Raw genomic sequence first — 17165 nt, 5'->3', positions numbered from 1 at the left:
GTTACTTATTCTAATGATAAATAATATTATGAGGTGAATAAAATGAGAAAAGCGATAATTGCTGGTAACTGGAAAATGCATTATACTCCAGAAGAAGCTGTAAAAGTAATAGAAGAATTAAAGCCATTAGTTAAAGATGCTACTTGTGATGTAGTAGTATGTCCTACTTTTGTTTGTTTAGATGCTGTATTAAAAGCAACTAAGGGATCAAACATAAAAGTTGCTGCTCAAAACATGCACTTTGAAGAAAAAGGAGCTTTCACTGGTGAAGTTGCTCCAGGAATGTTAGAAGCTATGGGTGTTAGCTATGTTGTTTTAGGACATAGTGAAAGAAGAGAATACTTCAATGAAACTGATGAAGCTCTAAACAAAAAGGTTAAAGCTGCATTTGCTCATAATTTAACACCAATCCTTTGTTGTGGAGAAACTTTAGAGCAAAGAGAAAATGGAACAACTAATGAAGTTGTTGGAGCTCAAATTAAAGCTGATTTAGAAGGTTTATCAAAAGAATTAGCAGAAAAAGTTGTTGTAGCTTATGAACCAATCTGGGCTATAGGAACAGGTAAAACTGCTACAGATGAACAAGCTAATGAAACAATAATGGCTATAAGAGGTATCTTAGCTGATATGTTCGGTAAAGAAGTTGCTGATAAAGTAAGAATTCAATACGGTGGATCAGTTAAGCCAAATACAATAAAAGCACAAATGGCTATGTCAGATATAGATGGTGCTTTAGTTGGTGGAGCTAGCTTAGTTGCTGCTGATTTCTCACAAATAGTTAATTACTAAGAAAATAATTTAAATTTTTAAATAACCTTGTAGAAGATAATAAATCTCTGCAAGGTTATTTTTTATTCTTTAGGAAATTATATTTACAGACTAATTGAGAATAAGTATAACATATTAAGAAATATAAGTGATTTGATCTAAAGAATAAAAATAAGGTGAATATAATTAATTTATATATTGTTTTGTAAGTTATGAGTATAAATAGAGAGAAAATGGAAAAGGAAAATAATTGAAAATCATTAATGTAAGAGTATAATGAAGTTGTGGTATAAACTAATATATGGTTTTATGACTGAAAAGAAGGTGATTTATGAGAACGTTAACAACGATAATAGGTTCTAAAGATAAGATTATATTGAGGTTATAAGATATATTATGTGATTTGGGAGGGGGATAAATGGAAGAGAAAAATGGAATGAAAAAATCCTTATCTTTGTGGAACTTTTTTACTATAGGGTTTGGAGCAATTATAGGAACAGGTTGGGTATTACTTGTTGGTGATTGGATGAAGATAGGTGGTGGCCCTATACCAGCAATGATAGCATTTATGATAGGCGCTATTTTTTTATTGCCAATTGGAGCAGTTTTTGGTGAATTAACTTCTGCTATACCTATTTCAGGTGGAATAGTTGAATATGTATCAAGAACTTGTGGTAATAAATTATCATATTTTACAGGATGGTTTTTAGTATTAGGAAATGCTATATTATGCCCTTGGGAGGCAATTGCCATCTCAACATTAATAGGAGAGTTTATACCAGCATTAAATGTTATTCCCTTATATGAAATTATGGGAGCAACAGTGTATCTTCCACCATTAGCAATTTCATTAATATTTGCAGGTTATGTTATTTACCTTAATTTTAAAGGTGCTTCTTCAGCAGCAAAGTTACAAGGCTTTTTGGCAAAATTATTGTTAGGTGGAATGCTTATTGCTATGGGAATTTCTTTGTTTAAAGGCGGACCATCAAATATTTTACCAGTATATGATGCAGCAACAGCAGGGGCTAAAGAAGGGTCTAGTATATGGATGGGTATATTACCAGTCCTTGTAATGACTCCATTTTTTTATGCTGGATTTGATACAATACCACAACAAGCAGAAGAAGCTTCAGACGGATTGGATTGGAATAAATTTGGGAAAATAATATCACTAGCATTATTAGCATCTGGTGTATTTTATATTATTTGTATTTATTCATTTGGAACTATTGTTAATTGGCAAGATTTCATAACTCACAATATTCCAGCTTTAACAATACTATCAGTAATAGGCCTTGGATTATTTTATAAGATAATGATGTTTATTGCAATAATGGGTCCGCTAGGTCCAATGAATTCATTTTTTGCAGCTTCAAGTAGAATACTACTTGCAATGGCTAGAAAAGAACAATTACCAAGTAAATTTGCACAAATAGATGAGAAGACAGGAACACCTAAAGTAGCTAATATATTAATGTCAGTTTTAACAGTAATAGGACCTTTCTTAGGAAAAAATATGTTAGTTCCATTAACTAATGTTAGCTCATTAGCATTTATTTTTGCGTGTTTTATGGCAAGTGTAGCATGTTTAAAAATGAGAAAGTCAGAACCGAATTTAGAAAGACCATATAAAGTTCCAGGAGGTAAGGTTGGAATTGGTGCTGCATGTTTAAGTGCATCAATTATAATTGCATTATTAGTTATTCCAATTAGTCCAGCAGCTTTAAATCTTGTTGAATGGAGTATAGTTATTATATGGTTTCTATTAGGTATGATTTTTATGATGAGTAGAAAGAGAGTTTAATAAATAATTAAAATATTATAATTTTAGGAGGTTTATATGAGTAAAGTAGCTTTTTTAGGAGGATTATTAATAGATTGTACAGGAGCAGAACCAGTAAAAAATTCTTTAGTTTTAGTAGAAGATAAAAAAATAAAATATGCAGGAGAAAAAATAGAATTTGATGATTCATATGAAGTAGTTGACATTAGTGGAAAGACAATAATGCCAGGGCTAATAGATTCACACCTTCATTTTAGTGGTAATTTATCAGATAGTGATATGGAATGGGTTTTAGAAAATCCTATACAAAAAACAGTAGTTGCTGTAGCTCAAGCAAAAGAAGCTCTAGATCATGGGCTAACTTCTGTAGGAGAAATTTCAAGGTCAGGAATACACATTCGTAATATGATAGAAAAAGGAATAATTCCAGGACCTCGTGTTGTAACAACTGGATTAGGTTTTTGTAGAACAGCAGGACATGGAGATTCTCACAATCTTCCTTGGGAGTATAATAATGCTTCACATCCATGGGCAGAACGTGTTGATGGACCTTGGGATTTAAGAAAAGCTATTCGTCATAGAATTAGAGAAAATCCAGATGCAATTAAAATATGGTCAACTGGTGGTGGTATATGGAGATTAGATGCAAAGGCAGATTCACATTATTCAATGGAAGAAATACAAGCCGTAGTTGATGAATGTAATATGGTTGGATTACCAGTATGGTCTCATGCTGAAGGCTATCAAGGGGCTTTAGATTCATGTAAGGCAGGAGTAAGTGCAATAATTCATGGACAAGAGTTAAATGAGGAATGTTTGGACATAATGAAAGCAAAAGACATTACATTTTGCCCAACATATCAGTTCTTTACTGAATGGTTTACTGTGTACGAGCCTCCATATAGACCAATACTTGATAATTTCCCAGGAGATACAGTAGCAGAAAAGGAATTAAATAGAATAACAAGTAATTTATTAAATGCTAATAAAAAGGGAATTCGTATTACTGTAGGTTCAGATTCTTTCTGTAGCTCACTTACTCCTTATGGAAAATATGCAATTACAGAAATGTATGCATTAAATAAAGCTGGATTAACTCAAAAAGAAGTTCTTTTAGCTGCTACAAAAAATGGAGCAGAAATGCTTAGAATAGATAAGATTACAGGAACAATTGAAGAAGGAAAGTATGCAGATATAATTGTACTTCAAGGAAATCCTCTAGATGATATCCATGAGGTAGATGCTGATAAAATGGATGTAATTATGAAAGAAGGATATTTTGTTAAGAGGTTAATTTAATAAAGTTTAATTTAATAAAGTTTAATAATTTAGGGTGTTTTAAATAGAGAGTTTAAGATACCCTATTTTTTATTTTAACGGTTAAGTAAAATTATTATTTAATGCAAATGTTTACTTAAATAGTGATTTATTGTTTATGTGTTATAAATATAGTATAATAATATATGATTTAAAGAAAGATAATATTATAAGAGATATTGTCAAATATATATAATCATGGAGGGAATTATGGCGAAGAAACCTGTAATGTTAATGATATTAGATGGATTTGGAATAGCTCCAAAGTCAGATGGAAATGCTGTAGAAGCAGCTAAAAAACCAAACTTTGATGGATTTGTTGCAAAATATCCTCACACTCAATTACAAGCAAGTGGAATGGAAGTTGGATTACCAGAAGGACAAATGGGTAATTCAGAAGTTGGCCACTTAAATATTGGTGCAGGAAGAATTATATATCAAGAATTAACAAGAATAACTAAAGAGATTAAAGAAGGCGGATTCTTTAAAAATGAATCATTAAATTTAGCTATAGAAAATGCTAAAAAAAATAATTCAGCACTTCATCTAATGGGATTATTATCAGATGGTGGAGTTCACTCACATATTGATCACTTAAAAGGATTATTAGATTTAGCTAAAAAAGCTGAACTTAAAAAAGTATATGTTCACTGCTTTATGGATGGAAGAGACGTTGCTCCTTCATCAGGTAAAGACTTTATAGTTGAAATCCAAAACTACATGAAAGAAATTGGTTTAGGAGAAATAGCTACAGTATCAGGAAGATACTATGCAATGGATAGAGATAATAGATGGGAAAGAGTTGAACTAGCTTACAATGCAATGGTATTAGGTAAGGGGGAAACTGCTTCATCAGCTGTAGAAGCTATAGAAAGATCATACCATGATAATAAAACTGATGAATTTGTATTACCAACAGTTATAACTGAAGATGGTAAGGCTGTAGGAACTATAAAAAATGGAGATTCAGTAATATTCTTTAACTTTAGACCAGATAGAGCAAGAGAAATAACTAGAGCAATAAATGATAAGGTATTTAATGGATTTAATAGAGAAACATTAAACTTAACTTTTGTTACTATGACTCAATATGATAAGACTTTAGAAGGTGTTAATGTTGCTTACAGACCAGAAAGTATAACTAACACTTTAGGAGAATATGTATCTAGTAAGGGGTTAAATCAATTAAGAATAGCAGAAACAGAAAAATATGCTCACGTAACATTCTTCTTTAATGGTGGAGTAGAAAAAGAAAACCAAGGTGAAGATAGAGCTCTTATTGCATCACCTAAGGTTGCAACTTATGACTTAAAGCCAGAAATGAGTGCATACGAAGTAACAGATGAATTAATTAATAGATTAGATCAAGATAAATACGATATGATAATACTAAACTATGCTAACCCAGATATGGTTGGTCATACAGGAGTAGTTTCAGCAGCTATTAAAGCTATAGAAACAGTAGATGAATGTTTAGGTAAAGTTGTAAATAAAGTTTTAGAAAAAGATGGATCAGTATTTATAACTGCTGACCATGGAAATGCTGAAACTATGATAGATTTCTCAACAGGAAATCCATTTACAGCTCATACAACAGATCCAGTTCCATTTGTATGGATATCAAACCATACAGAAGGAAAGACATTGAAAGAAGGAAAGCTTGCAGATATAGCTCCAACAATGTTAAATGAAATGGGATTAGAAGTTCCAACTGAAATGACAGGGGAATGTTTAATCGTAAATAAATAATGTAATTTAAAAGACACTGATTTTGAACTGCGCCTTAAAGAAAAAGGAAGCATATAATTTCAGTGTCTTTTTTATTCTTTAGGATGGCTCGCCACTTTATTCTTATGAAATTTTGCTAAAGGTATTTTCTATTTTATTACAATATTTTATTGACAAAATAAGAATATTATCATATTATTTAATTGATAATGAATTTCAATATTATTAAAAGGGGGAGTCAAAATGAAAATAGTATTTTGGTCTGGGACGGGAAATACAGAAAAAATGGCAAGTATAATTGCTGAAGGTATAGTTAAAGGTGGTAAGGTTGCTGATTTAGTTAATGTAAGTGATGCAGCTTTAGACATATTTGATAATGAGGAAATAGTAGTTTTAGGTTGCCCTGCTATGGGAGCAGAAGTATTAGAAGAAGCTGAATTCGAACCATTTATAGAAGGAATTTCTTCAAAAATATCAGGAAAAAAAGTAGCGCTATTTGGATCATATGGATGGGGAAGTGGAGAATGGATGAAGGAATGGGAAGATAGAATGGCATCTTATGGTTGTGAACTTATAGATAGTGGACTTATTATAAACTATGAGCCAGAGGACGAATCTTCAGAGTGTATAGACTTTGGTTTAAAAATAGCACAAGTTAATTAATAAATAGAAAATAAATAAAAAGCTAGTTATTAGTAAGCTTTATACCTAGATAATATGGGTATAAAGCTTACTAATTTTTTTAATATTTTCCTGTATATAATTAATTATTAGAAATATATATAGGTAAGTTTTAGATTATATATTTAGTCTAAAATTTTGATATTCAAAATATTTGACTTGAAAAATAAAAATATGTATAATTTAAAGAAAAGATTTTTAAGTTAATATATAGGAGTGATAAAATGGGAATTAAAATTATAACAGATTCAGCTTGCGATTTACCTATAGAATATGTAAAGAAAAATAATATAGAAATTGTATCATTAACTGTTAATATAAATGGAGAATTTTTAAAAGATGATTTAGGACAAACATTAAAATATGATGAATTTTATAAAATGGTTAGGGAAGGTGCAATGCCTTCAACTGCACAAGTAAATGTAGCTACCTTCGAAGAGGTATTTAAAAAAACTATTGAAAATGGAGATTCAATTTTATATATAGGATTATCTTCAGCTTTAAGTGGTACATTTAATAGTGCAAATATAGCAAAACAAATGATATTAGAAGAATCAAGAGAGGCAGTTATAGAGATAATTGATTCTTTAAGCGCTTCTCTTGGAGAAGGTGCATTAGTTTACTATGCTTGTGAAATGATTAAAAATGGAGCAACATTAGAAGAAACAGTAAACTTTGTAGAAAATAATAAAAGAAAGGTTATACATGCAATTACTGTAGATGACTTAAATCATTTAAAAAGAGGAGGACGTATATCAGCGTCAGTGGCTGTAATAGGAGGTTTACTTGGGATTAAACCAACTTTAACCTTAGATGATAATGGTGTTGTTGTTCCAGGAGAAAAAATTAAAGAAAGAAAGAAAGTTATAAAGTATTTAGCTGAGGAAGTTAAAACTAAAGGTATAAACTTAGAAAATCAAACAATATTTATATGTCATGCAGATTGCAAAAAAGATGCAGAGGAATTAAAAACAATGATATTAGAAAAAGTAAAAGTTAAAAATATAATTTTAAATTCAATGGGAGCTGTTATAGGAACTCATGGAGGACCAGGGACTTTAGCGGTAGTGTTTATGGGGGAGAATAGATAGCTTAAATAATCTTAAAAAATATAAAAGGTTTAGAGATATTTTGGCTCTAAGCCTTTTATTATATAGATATAAGTAGTATAAAAAAGAAAAAAAGAGAAAATACAATATAAAAAATTTTAAATTATTATTAAGAAAATGTTGACAACCTTTTCACTCATAGATATAATAAAACCATAGAAGTTAGTAAACCAGTTTACGAAAACCGTTTACTAATTGATTTAGGAGGTAGTTATGAATAATAGATATGCAAATCATCCAAATGATTCCAAAAAATATACAACAAGTGAGTTAAGAGAACATTACTTAGTAGAAGAAATATTTGTTGATGATAAAATAGAACTTACTTACAGCCACGTAGATAGAATAATTTTTGGTGGAATAAAACCGGTTTACAATGAATTAAAACTAGAAGCAGGAAAAGAAATGGGAGTTGATTATTTCTTAGAAAGAAGAGAACTTGGAATAATCAATATCGGTGGAGCAGCAATAGTTACTATAGATGGTGTTGAATATAACTTAAACAAGAGAGATGGGTTATATGTAGGAAAAGGAAATAAAGAAGTTAGCTTCAAATCAGTAGATTCTAATGAGCCAGCAAAGTTATACATTAATTCAGTACCAGCTCATAAAGAATATAAAACTGTGAAAATTGAAATAGAAAAAGCTAATCCAGTAAAACTTGGAGATAATGCTACATTAAATAAAAGAACTATATATCAATATGTTCATCCAAATGTTTGTGAAAGCTGCCAATTATTAATGGGATTAACAATGTTAGAACCAGGAAATGCTTGGAATACAATGCCATGTCACACTCATGAAAGAAGAATGGAAGTTTACTTCTACTTCGATATGCAAGAAGATACAAGAGTATTCCACCTAATGGGAGAACCAACTGAAACAAGACACTTAGTTGTTAAAAATGAACAAGCTTTAATTTCACCAAGTTGGTCAATACATTCAGGAGTAGGAACTAGCAACTATACATTCATCTGGGGAATGTGTGGAGAAAATAAAACATTTGATGATATGGATGCAGTATCTATGGATACTTTAAGATAGTACATCTGGAGGATAAAATGATTAAAGAAATAAATGTAGAAGAAATTAAGAAGAGAGAAGAGTTTCTTAAAACTCCTCTTCTTACTAAAGAAGAAGTTAAAGAAGCTATAGAACATACAATAAAACAAATCGATGCTAATATGGAATACTTTAAAGATAAGTTCCCATCATCAGCAACTAAAGAAAATACATATGGAATTATAGAAAACATCGAATGGACAGATGGTTTCTGGACAGGCTTATTATGGTTAGCATATGAGTACACTGGAAACGAAAAATATAGAGAACTAGCTGATAAAAACGTAGCATCTTTTAAGAACAGAGTAGATAAAGACATAGAAATAGATCATCATGATCTAGGATTCCTTTACTCATTATCATGTGTAAGTGGATATAAGTTAACAGGATCTGAAGTTGCAAAGGAAGCTTCAATAAAAGCTGCAAATAAACTAATTTCTAGATATCAAGAAAAGGGAGAGTTTATACAAGCTTGGGGAGAACTTGGAAGTAAAGATCACTATAGATTTATAATAGACTGTTTATTAAATATACCACTATTATACTGGGCTTCAGAAGCAACTGGAGATAATAAATATAGAGAAATGGCAGATAAGCATTTTGTTACTTCATGTAATAATGTTATAAGAGATGATGCTTCAGCATTCCATACTTTCTATATGGATCCTGAAACAGGAAAACCTCTTAAGGGAGTAACAAGACAAGGATATAGTGATGATTCAGCTTGGGCAAGAGGACAAGCTTGGGGAGTTTATGGAATACCACTAAACTATAAGAGTGCTAAAAACCCACATAGCTTTAATTTATACAAGGGAATGACAAACTATTTCTTAAATAGATTACCAGAAGATAATGTTTGTTATTGGGACTTAATATTCAACGATGGTTCAGGACATTCAAAGGATTCTTCAGCAGCAGCAATTGCAGTTTGTGGAATGCATGAAATGAATAAATATATACCAGAAGTTGATGAAGAAAAAGAAGTTTACAAATATGCAATGCATAATATACTAAGATCATTAATTAAAAACTACACTCACGAAGATGTAGAAGCAGGCAAACCGGTTTTATTACACGGGGTTTACTCATGGCATTCAGGTAAAGGTGTAGATGAAGGAAATATATGGGGAGATTATTTCTACCTAGAAGCTTTAATAAGATTCTATAAAGATTGGGAATTATATTGGTAAAAGAAGGAGATAGTGAAATGAGTAATGTAAATATTGAAATGATGAGAATAGATCAAAGATTAATCCACGGACAAGGCCAAATGTGGTTAAATTCATTAGGAGTTAACACTGTAATAGTAGCTAACGACGAAGCAAGTGAAGATAAAATTCAACAAACTTTAATGAAAACGGTTGTGTCTAAGTCAATAGCAATGAGATTTTTCTCAGTAGAACATACTTGTGAAATCATACACAAAGCATCACCAAAACAAAAAATATTCTTAGTTTGTCAAACACCAGAAGATGCATTAAAACTAATTGCAGGTGGAGTTCCAGTTAAAGAAATTAACATAGGAAATATTCATAATGCTGAAGGAAAGCAACAAGTAACTCGTTCAATATTCTTAGGAAAAGAAGATAAGGCTGCATTAAAAGAATTATCAGAAAAATATGGAGTTACATTTAATACTAAGACAACACCATCAGGTAACGATGGAGCATTACAAGTAGATATAACTAAATATTTAGATTAATTAACTTTTGGGATTGTTATTAACCTCCTAAAGAAACTTTAGGAGGTTGAAATAAAAAAATATGGAGGGAATTCAAATGGAAATTACTTTACTTCAATGTATCCTGATTGGATTATGGACTGCATTCTGTCTATCAGGTATGTTACTTGGAATTTATTCAAATCGTTGCATTATTTTATCACTTGGTGTAGGTATCATCTTAGGAGATATTCCAACAGCTTTAGCAATGGGAGCTGTTTCAGAAATTGCATTTATGGGATTCGGTGTAGGAGCTGGTGGAACAGTGCCACCTAACCCAATGGGACCTGGAATAATAGGTACATTAATGGCTATTACAATGAAAGGTCAAGGAATGGACCCTGCAACAGCATTAGCATTATCTTTCCCATTTGCAGTAGCATTCCAATTCTTAATTACAGCAACTTATACAGTAGTTTCAGGTTCAACTGAATTTGCTAAAAAGGCTATTAAAAAAGGACAATATGGAAAGTTCAGAGCAGCAGCTAACTCAACAGTTTGGGTATTTGCATTAGTTGGTTTTGTTATCGGATTTGCAGGAGCTTATAGTGTTGATGGACTAAAAGCAGTTGTAGAAATGATTCCAGCATGGTTAATTACAGGATTATCAGTAGCAGGTAAAATGTTACCAGCAATCGGATTTGCAATGATATTATCAGTTATGGCTAAGGTAGAATTAATACCTTTCGTAATATTAGGATATGTATGTGTTGCTTACTTAAACTTACCAGTTATAGGTATAGCATTTGTAGGAACTACATTTGCATTATTAGAATATTTCAGAAGAGGAAATAATGGCGGTTCAGAAAATGGATCAGCAGAAGAAGAGGAGGTAGTATTTGAAGATGGAATCTAAAGCGATTTTAACTAAAAAGGATTATTTAAGAACTACTTTAAGAGCATTCTGGTTACAAAATGGATTCAACTATGGAAATTACCAAGGATTAGGATATGCAAATATTTTATATCCATCATTAAGAAAAATATATAAAAACAATGAAGAAGGATTACAAAACGCTTTAACAGAAAATATTGAATTCTTCAATTCAAATCCACACTTCCTACCATTTATAACAAGCTTACACTTAGTAATGCTTGAATCAGGAAGATCTTCAGATGAAGCACGTTCAATAAAGATGGCTTTAATGGGACCTTTATCAGGTATTGGTGATTCATTATCACAATTCTGTCTAGCTCCTTTATTCTCAACAATTGCAGCAAGTTTAGCTCAAGATGGAATGATTGCTGGACCAATACTATTCTTCTTAGCAATGAATGGTATATTAACAACTATTAAGTTATTAACAGGTATGTACGGATATAAATTAGGAACAAGCATCATTGAAACTTTAAGTGACAAGATGGCTCAAATATCAGCAGTAGCTAGTATGATAGGTGTAACTGTTATATCAGGTTTAGCAGTATCATTTGTTAAAATAAACATTCCAATTCAATACGTTGCTACAATGCCAGATGGAGCAGAAAACATAGTATCAATTCAAAAGATGTTAGATAAAATAGCACCAGCAATGTTACCAGCATTATTTACAATTATTGTATTTTATCTAATAAAGAAACATAAATGGTCAACTTATAAATTAGTTGTATTAACAATAATCATAGGTATCTTAGGATCTCTAGTTGGAGTTTTTGCATAAAAGATATTAAAAGGTTCTAATTTAGCATTAGCTAATACTACTACTATTATCTAGTAGTAGTATTAGTTGTATAATAACGAGAGAGGATGAAAGTTATGAAAGTATTAGTAGTAGGACATGGAGAATATGCAACAGGAATAAAATCAGCAATAAAATTATTAACAGGGGTAGATGAAGCTATAGATGCAATAAATCTTAATGATGAATTAACACATGAAGATTTTACAGTTATGATAAAAAAATATGTAGCTGAAAATGAAAAATTAATAATAATTGCAGATATTACAGGAGGTGCACCATTCCAAATAACATCAAGAGAAGTTTTACTAAATGAAAATTCAGATGATCAATATGTTATTGGGGGAGTTTCAGTAGCTTGTATTCTTGAAATAGTAATGAATACAATAGTTATTGGATCAGAACAAAGCACTAGAGAAGTTATAGATAATGCTCTTGAAGGGCTTAAAGATATGGCTTCAGTAATGTGTAGAAAGGATTTAATGTAGTATATGAGCAAAGGATTGCTTGGTGTAATAATATTTTTAGCAGCTTATCCGATAATAATCTCAATGATTATGCCAATACTAAATAGAAAAAAAATAAAAAAACAAGAAGAAATGAGAGATGAATATCTTTCATCATTAAAGATAAAAGATAAAGTGGTTACTATATCAGGTATTTATGGAACTATTAAAGGTATCCACAATAATATTGTAAGATTAGAAGTAGCTAAAGGTGTAGAAATAGAAGTAGATAAAGCAAGTATAATGGGAGCTTTGAAATAGTAAGGAGATGTTAATAAATGAATGAATTAAATAAATTTTCACTAGATTTCTTTAATCTAGAGGGTAAAGTAGCTATAGTAACAGGTGGAAACACTGGACTTGGAATGGCTTATGCAGAAGCATTAGCAGCAGCAGGGGCAGATATATTAGTAACAACATTTGATAACAATGTAGAAGAAATTAAAAACATTGTTGAAGGTTTAGGAAAGAGAATTGTTTTTGTTCAAGGAGACTTAACAAAAAAAGAATTTATTCAAGAAGTAGTTGATACTTGTATTAAAGAATATGGAAAAATAGATATATTAGTTAACAATGCAGGAACTATTAGAAGAGCACCTTTATTAGAATACAAAGATGAAGATTGGAATGCAGTTATGGATATTAACTTAAATGCAGTTTACCATCTTTCAAAGAAAGTTGCAAAATTAATGGTTGAACAAAAATCAGGAAAGATAATAAACATTGCATCAATGTTATCATTCCAAGGTGGAAAGTTTGTACCACCATATACAGCAAGTAAACATGGAGTAGTTGGTATTACTAAAGCATTTGCTAACGAATTAGCAGTACACAATGTTCAAATTAATGCAATGGCTCCAGGATATATAAAGACGGCTAATACAGCTCCAATTAGAGCTGATGAAAATAGAAATAAAGAAATACTTTCAAGAATTCCAACAGAAAGATGGGGAGAAATTTCAGATTTAATGGGAACAGTTGTATTCCTTTCAAGTAAAGCATCAGACTATATCAATGGACATGTAATTGCAATTGATGGTGGATGGTTAGCAAGATGATAAATAAGGTAAGAATATTAAAAGGTATAGAAGATGAAGCCTTTGTATTAGTTTTAAGAACTAATACAAAAGAAGAAGGAGTAACAGTTGCAAACGCTGCAATAAATGGTGGATGTAACGTTATTGAAGTAACATTTACAATACCAAATGCAAGCTCTGTAATTACAGAGCTTTGCAAAGAAAAGAAAGAAAATGTACTTATTGGAGCAGGAACTGTATTAGATTCAGAAACAGCAAGAATAGCAATACTTGCTGGAGCTGAATTTATAGTAAGCCCAAGCTTTAATAAAGAAACTGCAATTCTTTGCAATAGATATGGAATACCATATATACCAGGATGCTTTACAGTAAGAGAAATAGTTGAGGCCAAAGAAATGGGAGTAGATGTGGTTAAGTTATTCCCAGGATCAGCCTTTAAACCATCTATTATAAAAGATTTCAAAGCACCATTAAAAGGATTAAGTGTAATGGTTTCTGGTGGTGTAAGCTTTGATAATATGAGTGAATGGTTTAAATACGGATGTGATGTTGTTAGCATAGGAAGTGCTATTGTTAACCTTAAAGACCCTAAGATCGTTGAAGAAGAAACTAGAAAGTATATAACTAGAGTGAAAGAAATAAGAAGTTAATGGAGCAAGATATGAAAAAAGTTTTAGTATTAGGAGAAGTATTATTAAGATTAACTCCGCCGGACAATTTAAAAATAGGCCAAACAAGTAGTTTTAATGCTTGTTTTGGAGGAGCCGAAGCAAATGTTGCTGTAGGTCTTAGTAATCTGGGGGTTAATACTAGAATTTTAACAAGTTTACCTCCAAATGAACTTGGAAATTCAGCTAAAAGTTTTCTAAGATCACATAAAGTTGATTGTGAAAGCATAGTTTCAAAAGGCGAAAGATTAGGGTTATACTATTATGAAGAAGGTTGTTCTGCAAGAAAAGCCAATGTTATTTATGATAGAAAAAATTCTTCAATCACAGAACTTAAGTATGAAGATATAAATATTGATGAAGCATTAAAAGACGTTGAGCTTATACATGTTTCAGGAATAACATTTGCTTTATCAGACGGAGTAAGAGCGTTAGCATTAAGAATAGTAAATGAAGCAAAAAATAGAGGAATCAAAGTAAGTGTTGATTTAAACTACAGAGCTAAATTATTTAACAGTTATGAAGAATTTGTTGAAATATTAAAACCTGTAGTTAAAGATTGCTATTTATGCTTTGGATGGCTTAGTAAGGATGTAAAAAACTTTAAAGTTTTAGATCCAGCAAGTCAAAAAGTAACTGATGATATGCTAATTAATGAATTTAAGTATATGACAGAAGAACTAAATGTAAAGAATGTAGCAACTACATTAAGAACAGGTTCTCCGTACAACCATCATTCATTAACAGGAGTACTGTTTAATGGAGATAAATTATATACATCATCTAAATATGAATTTGGTATGGTTTCTAGAATCGGAGGCGGAGATGCTTTTGCAGCAGGAGTAATTAAAGAATTACTTAACGAAAACTGTGATATGCAATACGTTATAGAATTTGGAACTGCTACAGGAGTTTTAAAACAAACTCAAATTGGAGATGTAAGTTTATCAACAGTATCAGATGTACAAGAGTTAATGAATAATAAAAATTTAGGAAGCGTAAACAGATAAATTTATAAATTTTAAAGCTACTTGAATATTTGATAATCAAGTAGCTTTTTTTATTAAAGGGGTTGGCTTTATGAATAAAAAGTTTGAAAATGAATTAATATCTTTAAAAATGAAAATTAAAACTTATATGAAAAATTATGATGTTGATTTTGTTAAAAACTATATAAAAGAAGAATGTAATGAAGAATATAAGAAAAAATTACTTGGAGCAAAGCTGCTTATGAATGACTCCTTTATTTTTGATGAAACATGGGATATGGAGCAGTGTAGAATTCCATATGTAAATTCTCCAATAAAGTGGGATTTTACTCCAAATGGAGATGAAGAGTGGATATTTATGTTAAATAGACATGAGTATTTAAATAAGCTAATTTTAGCGTATTATATTGAAAATAATGATATTTATATAGATAAATGGAAACAATTAGTTTTAAATTGGATAGATAATAACAAGATAGTAAAAACAGGCGGAAAGACTATAAGAACAATAGATACAGGTATAAGATGTAATAGCTGGTTAAGTGGATTAATACACATAATAAATAATAATAGAATAAATGATGAAGATTTGATAAAAATTATACTTAGTATAAAAGAACAATTAGAATATTTAAAAGATGCGTATATAGATAAGTATATATTAAGTAACTGGGGTGTTTTACAAACAACATCAATAATGTCATGTTATCTATGGTTTAAGGATTTTATTAATAATGAAGAATTATTTAACTGGGCTTTAAAGGAAGCTTATAATCAAATTGAAATTCAAGTATTTGATGACGGGTCTCATTGGGAGCAATCAGTAATGTATCATGTAGAAGTTTTAAATTGCTCTATGAAAGTAATTAACACATGTGAAAATTTTGGCTTTGAGTTAAGTAAAGAGTACAAGGAAAAAGTACATTCAATGGCACGATATTTTATGTATTGTGGAGGACCAAAATCTATTCAAGAAGCACAAGGAGATAGTGATAGAACTGACATAAGAGATGTTTTAGTAAAAGCAGCAATATTATTTAATGATAAGGAGCTAAAGTCTCTTGCTTTCAAGAAAATAGATTTAAGTAGTATTTATAGCCTAGGTAGAAAAGGCTTTGAGAAATATAGTAAAATAGAAGCTGAGCTACCAAAAGAGTTAAATAAGTCATTTGTAGACTCAGGAAATATATATATAAGAAGCGGTTTTGAAAAAGATGCAAGCTTCACTTATGTTCAAAATGGAACATTGGGTAGTGGGCATGGTCATTCAGATTTAGGACATTTTTCAATATATTATAAAGGAGAGCCATTTCTAGTTGATAGTGGAAGATATACTTATGTTGAAGAAGATATTATGAGAGAATATTTAAAATGTGCAAAGGCTCATAATGTTGTAGTGATAGATAAAGATCCTTTTTCAATTCCAGATAAATCATGGGGATATAAAAAATATGGTGATGTATTAAAAAATTATTTTATAAATAAAGAAAATATAAGCTATGCAGAAGTACCATATATAGCAAATTTAAATGATGGAACAAATTATATAGCAATTAGAAAAGTTTTATTTATATCACCTAATATATGGGTTGTAGCAAATGATGTTAGATGTAATGGGGAACATTATTGTGAGAATTATTACAATTTAGATAGTTTAGTTAAATTAGAAAAACATAATGAGTACTTATTAGCAACAAATAAAGATGCAAAACTTAGAATCTATAATTACAAGGTAGATGACATAAACATACAAAATGGTTATATATCTACAAACTATAATGAAATAAAAAACAATAAAAAAATTGTAACAAGTAGTAAATTTATAAATTATATAAGAAATTATGATATAATTATAGGAGAAACAGCCGGAGATAATATAAGTATTAGAGAAGGTGAACTTAAACAATATAATAGTTCCGTTAGAGTAAAAGAAGATGTTGCAATAGTTAAAGAAATTATAGTAGGAAAAGATGAAAGTTATGTAGTAATAATATTTAACGAAGAAACTTATAAGGGTGGAAAAGTATATTTTTATGAAGACATAGCTATATACGGAAAGGTAGTTGTAATTCATAAAAGTGGTACTAAATTAAAGGTTGTAAGATTAAGAGGTTAAAA

At 30.3% G+C, this 17165-nt stretch carries 17 protein-coding genes; all 17 read left to right on the top strand.

All coding sequences use genetic code 11. The annotated features are described in order from the left end of the window. The first annotated feature begins 42 nt into the window (after positions 1–42). A complete protein-coding gene (tpiA, locus tag ACYQ1T_RS02330) occupies positions 43–789 on the top strand; it encodes a triose-phosphate isomerase (RefSeq protein ID WP_459831267.1) in 747 nt (248 codons plus the stop codon). A 397-nt stretch (positions 790–1186) separates the two neighbouring features. Beyond that, on the top strand, positions 1187–2575 hold the full coding sequence (locus ACYQ1T_RS02325) for an APC family permease (RefSeq protein WP_459831264.1): 1389 nt from the start codon (positions 1187–1189) through the stop codon (positions 2573–2575). Positions 2576–2611: 36 nt separating this feature from the next. Then, positions 2612–3853, top strand: a complete 1242-nt coding sequence (locus ACYQ1T_RS02320) for a metal-dependent hydrolase family protein (RefSeq protein WP_459831261.1) — start codon at positions 2612–2614, stop codon at positions 3851–3853. A gap of 228 nt (positions 3854–4081) precedes the next feature. Beyond that, entirely contained in the window at positions 4082–5620 is a 1539-nt protein-coding gene (gene gpmI, locus ACYQ1T_RS02315) for a 2,3-bisphosphoglycerate-independent phosphoglycerate mutase (protein WP_459831259.1), read from the top strand. 222 nt (positions 5621–5842) lie between these two features. Then, positions 5843–6262, top strand: coding sequence for a flavodoxin (locus ACYQ1T_RS02310; protein ID WP_459831257.1), 420 nt, complete (start codon positions 5843–5845; stop codon positions 6260–6262). A 242-nt stretch (positions 6263–6504) separates the two neighbouring features. Beyond that, the gene (locus ACYQ1T_RS02305) at positions 6505–7371 is read left to right on the top strand and encodes a DegV family protein (protein WP_459831254.1); all 867 of its coding nucleotides are present in this window, start codon (positions 6505–6507) and stop codon (positions 7369–7371) included. Positions 7372–7602: 231 nt separating this feature from the next. Further along, the gene (gene kduI, locus ACYQ1T_RS02300) at positions 7603–8433 is read left to right on the top strand and encodes a 5-dehydro-4-deoxy-D-glucuronate isomerase (protein WP_459831251.1); all 831 of its coding nucleotides are present in this window, start codon (positions 7603–7605) and stop codon (positions 8431–8433) included. A gap of 17 nt (positions 8434–8450) precedes the next feature. Next, positions 8451–9641 (top strand): glycoside hydrolase family 88 protein, encoded by a 1191-nt coding sequence (locus ACYQ1T_RS02295; protein WP_459831248.1) that lies wholly within the window; start codon positions 8451–8453, stop codon positions 9639–9641. A gap of 17 nt (positions 9642–9658) precedes the next feature. Further along, the gene (locus tag ACYQ1T_RS02290) at positions 9659–10153 is read left to right on the top strand and encodes a PTS sugar transporter subunit IIB (protein ID WP_459831245.1); all 495 of its coding nucleotides are present in this window, start codon (positions 9659–9661) and stop codon (positions 10151–10153) included. A gap of 76 nt (positions 10154–10229) precedes the next feature. Next, the gene (locus ACYQ1T_RS02285; RefSeq protein ID WP_459831243.1) at positions 10230–11027 is read left to right on the top strand and encodes a PTS mannose/fructose/sorbose/N-acetylgalactosamine transporter subunit IIC; all 798 of its coding nucleotides are present in this window, start codon (positions 10230–10232) and stop codon (positions 11025–11027) included. Further along, positions 11017–11829, top strand: coding sequence for a PTS system mannose/fructose/sorbose family transporter subunit IID (locus ACYQ1T_RS02280; protein ID WP_459831241.1), 813 nt, complete (start codon positions 11017–11019; stop codon positions 11827–11829). Before ACYQ1T_RS02285 ends, ACYQ1T_RS02280 begins: the two co-directional genes overlap by 11 nt. 95 nt (positions 11830–11924) lie before the next feature. Further along, on the top strand, positions 11925–12335 hold the full coding sequence (locus ACYQ1T_RS02275; protein WP_459831238.1) for a PTS sugar transporter subunit IIA: 411 nt from the start codon (positions 11925–11927) through the stop codon (positions 12333–12335). A 3-nt stretch (positions 12336–12338) separates the two neighbouring features. Then, entirely contained in the window at positions 12339–12614 is a 276-nt protein-coding gene (yajC, locus tag ACYQ1T_RS02270; protein WP_459831236.1) for a preprotein translocase subunit YajC, read from the top strand. A gap of 17 nt (positions 12615–12631) precedes the next feature. Then, positions 12632–13411 (top strand): 2-dehydro-3-deoxy-D-gluconate 5-dehydrogenase KduD, encoded by a 780-nt coding sequence (kduD, locus tag ACYQ1T_RS02265; protein WP_459831233.1) that lies wholly within the window; start codon positions 12632–12634, stop codon positions 13409–13411. Further along, a complete protein-coding gene (locus ACYQ1T_RS02260; RefSeq protein ID WP_459831230.1) occupies positions 13408–14040 on the top strand; it encodes a bifunctional 2-keto-4-hydroxyglutarate aldolase/2-keto-3-deoxy-6-phosphogluconate aldolase in 633 nt (210 codons plus the stop codon). The genes kduD and ACYQ1T_RS02260 overlap by 4 nt, the downstream gene beginning before the upstream one ends. 11 nt (positions 14041–14051) lie before the next feature. After that, the gene (locus ACYQ1T_RS02255) at positions 14052–15068 is read left to right on the top strand and encodes a sugar kinase (protein ID WP_459831227.1); all 1017 of its coding nucleotides are present in this window, start codon (positions 14052–14054) and stop codon (positions 15066–15068) included. Between the two features lie 70 nt (positions 15069–15138). After that, positions 15139–17163 carry a heparinase II/III family protein gene (locus ACYQ1T_RS02250; protein ID WP_459831225.1) on the top strand — a complete coding sequence of 675 codons (2025 nt, stop codon included), beginning with the start codon at positions 15139–15141 and terminating at the stop codon, positions 17161–17163. Positions 17164–17165: the final 2 nt, after the last annotated feature.

Source organism: Clostridium carnis, assembly GCF_054657435.1.
Note: the sequence above shows the minus strand (reverse complement) of the source record. Positions and strands in the feature narration are given on the sequence as shown.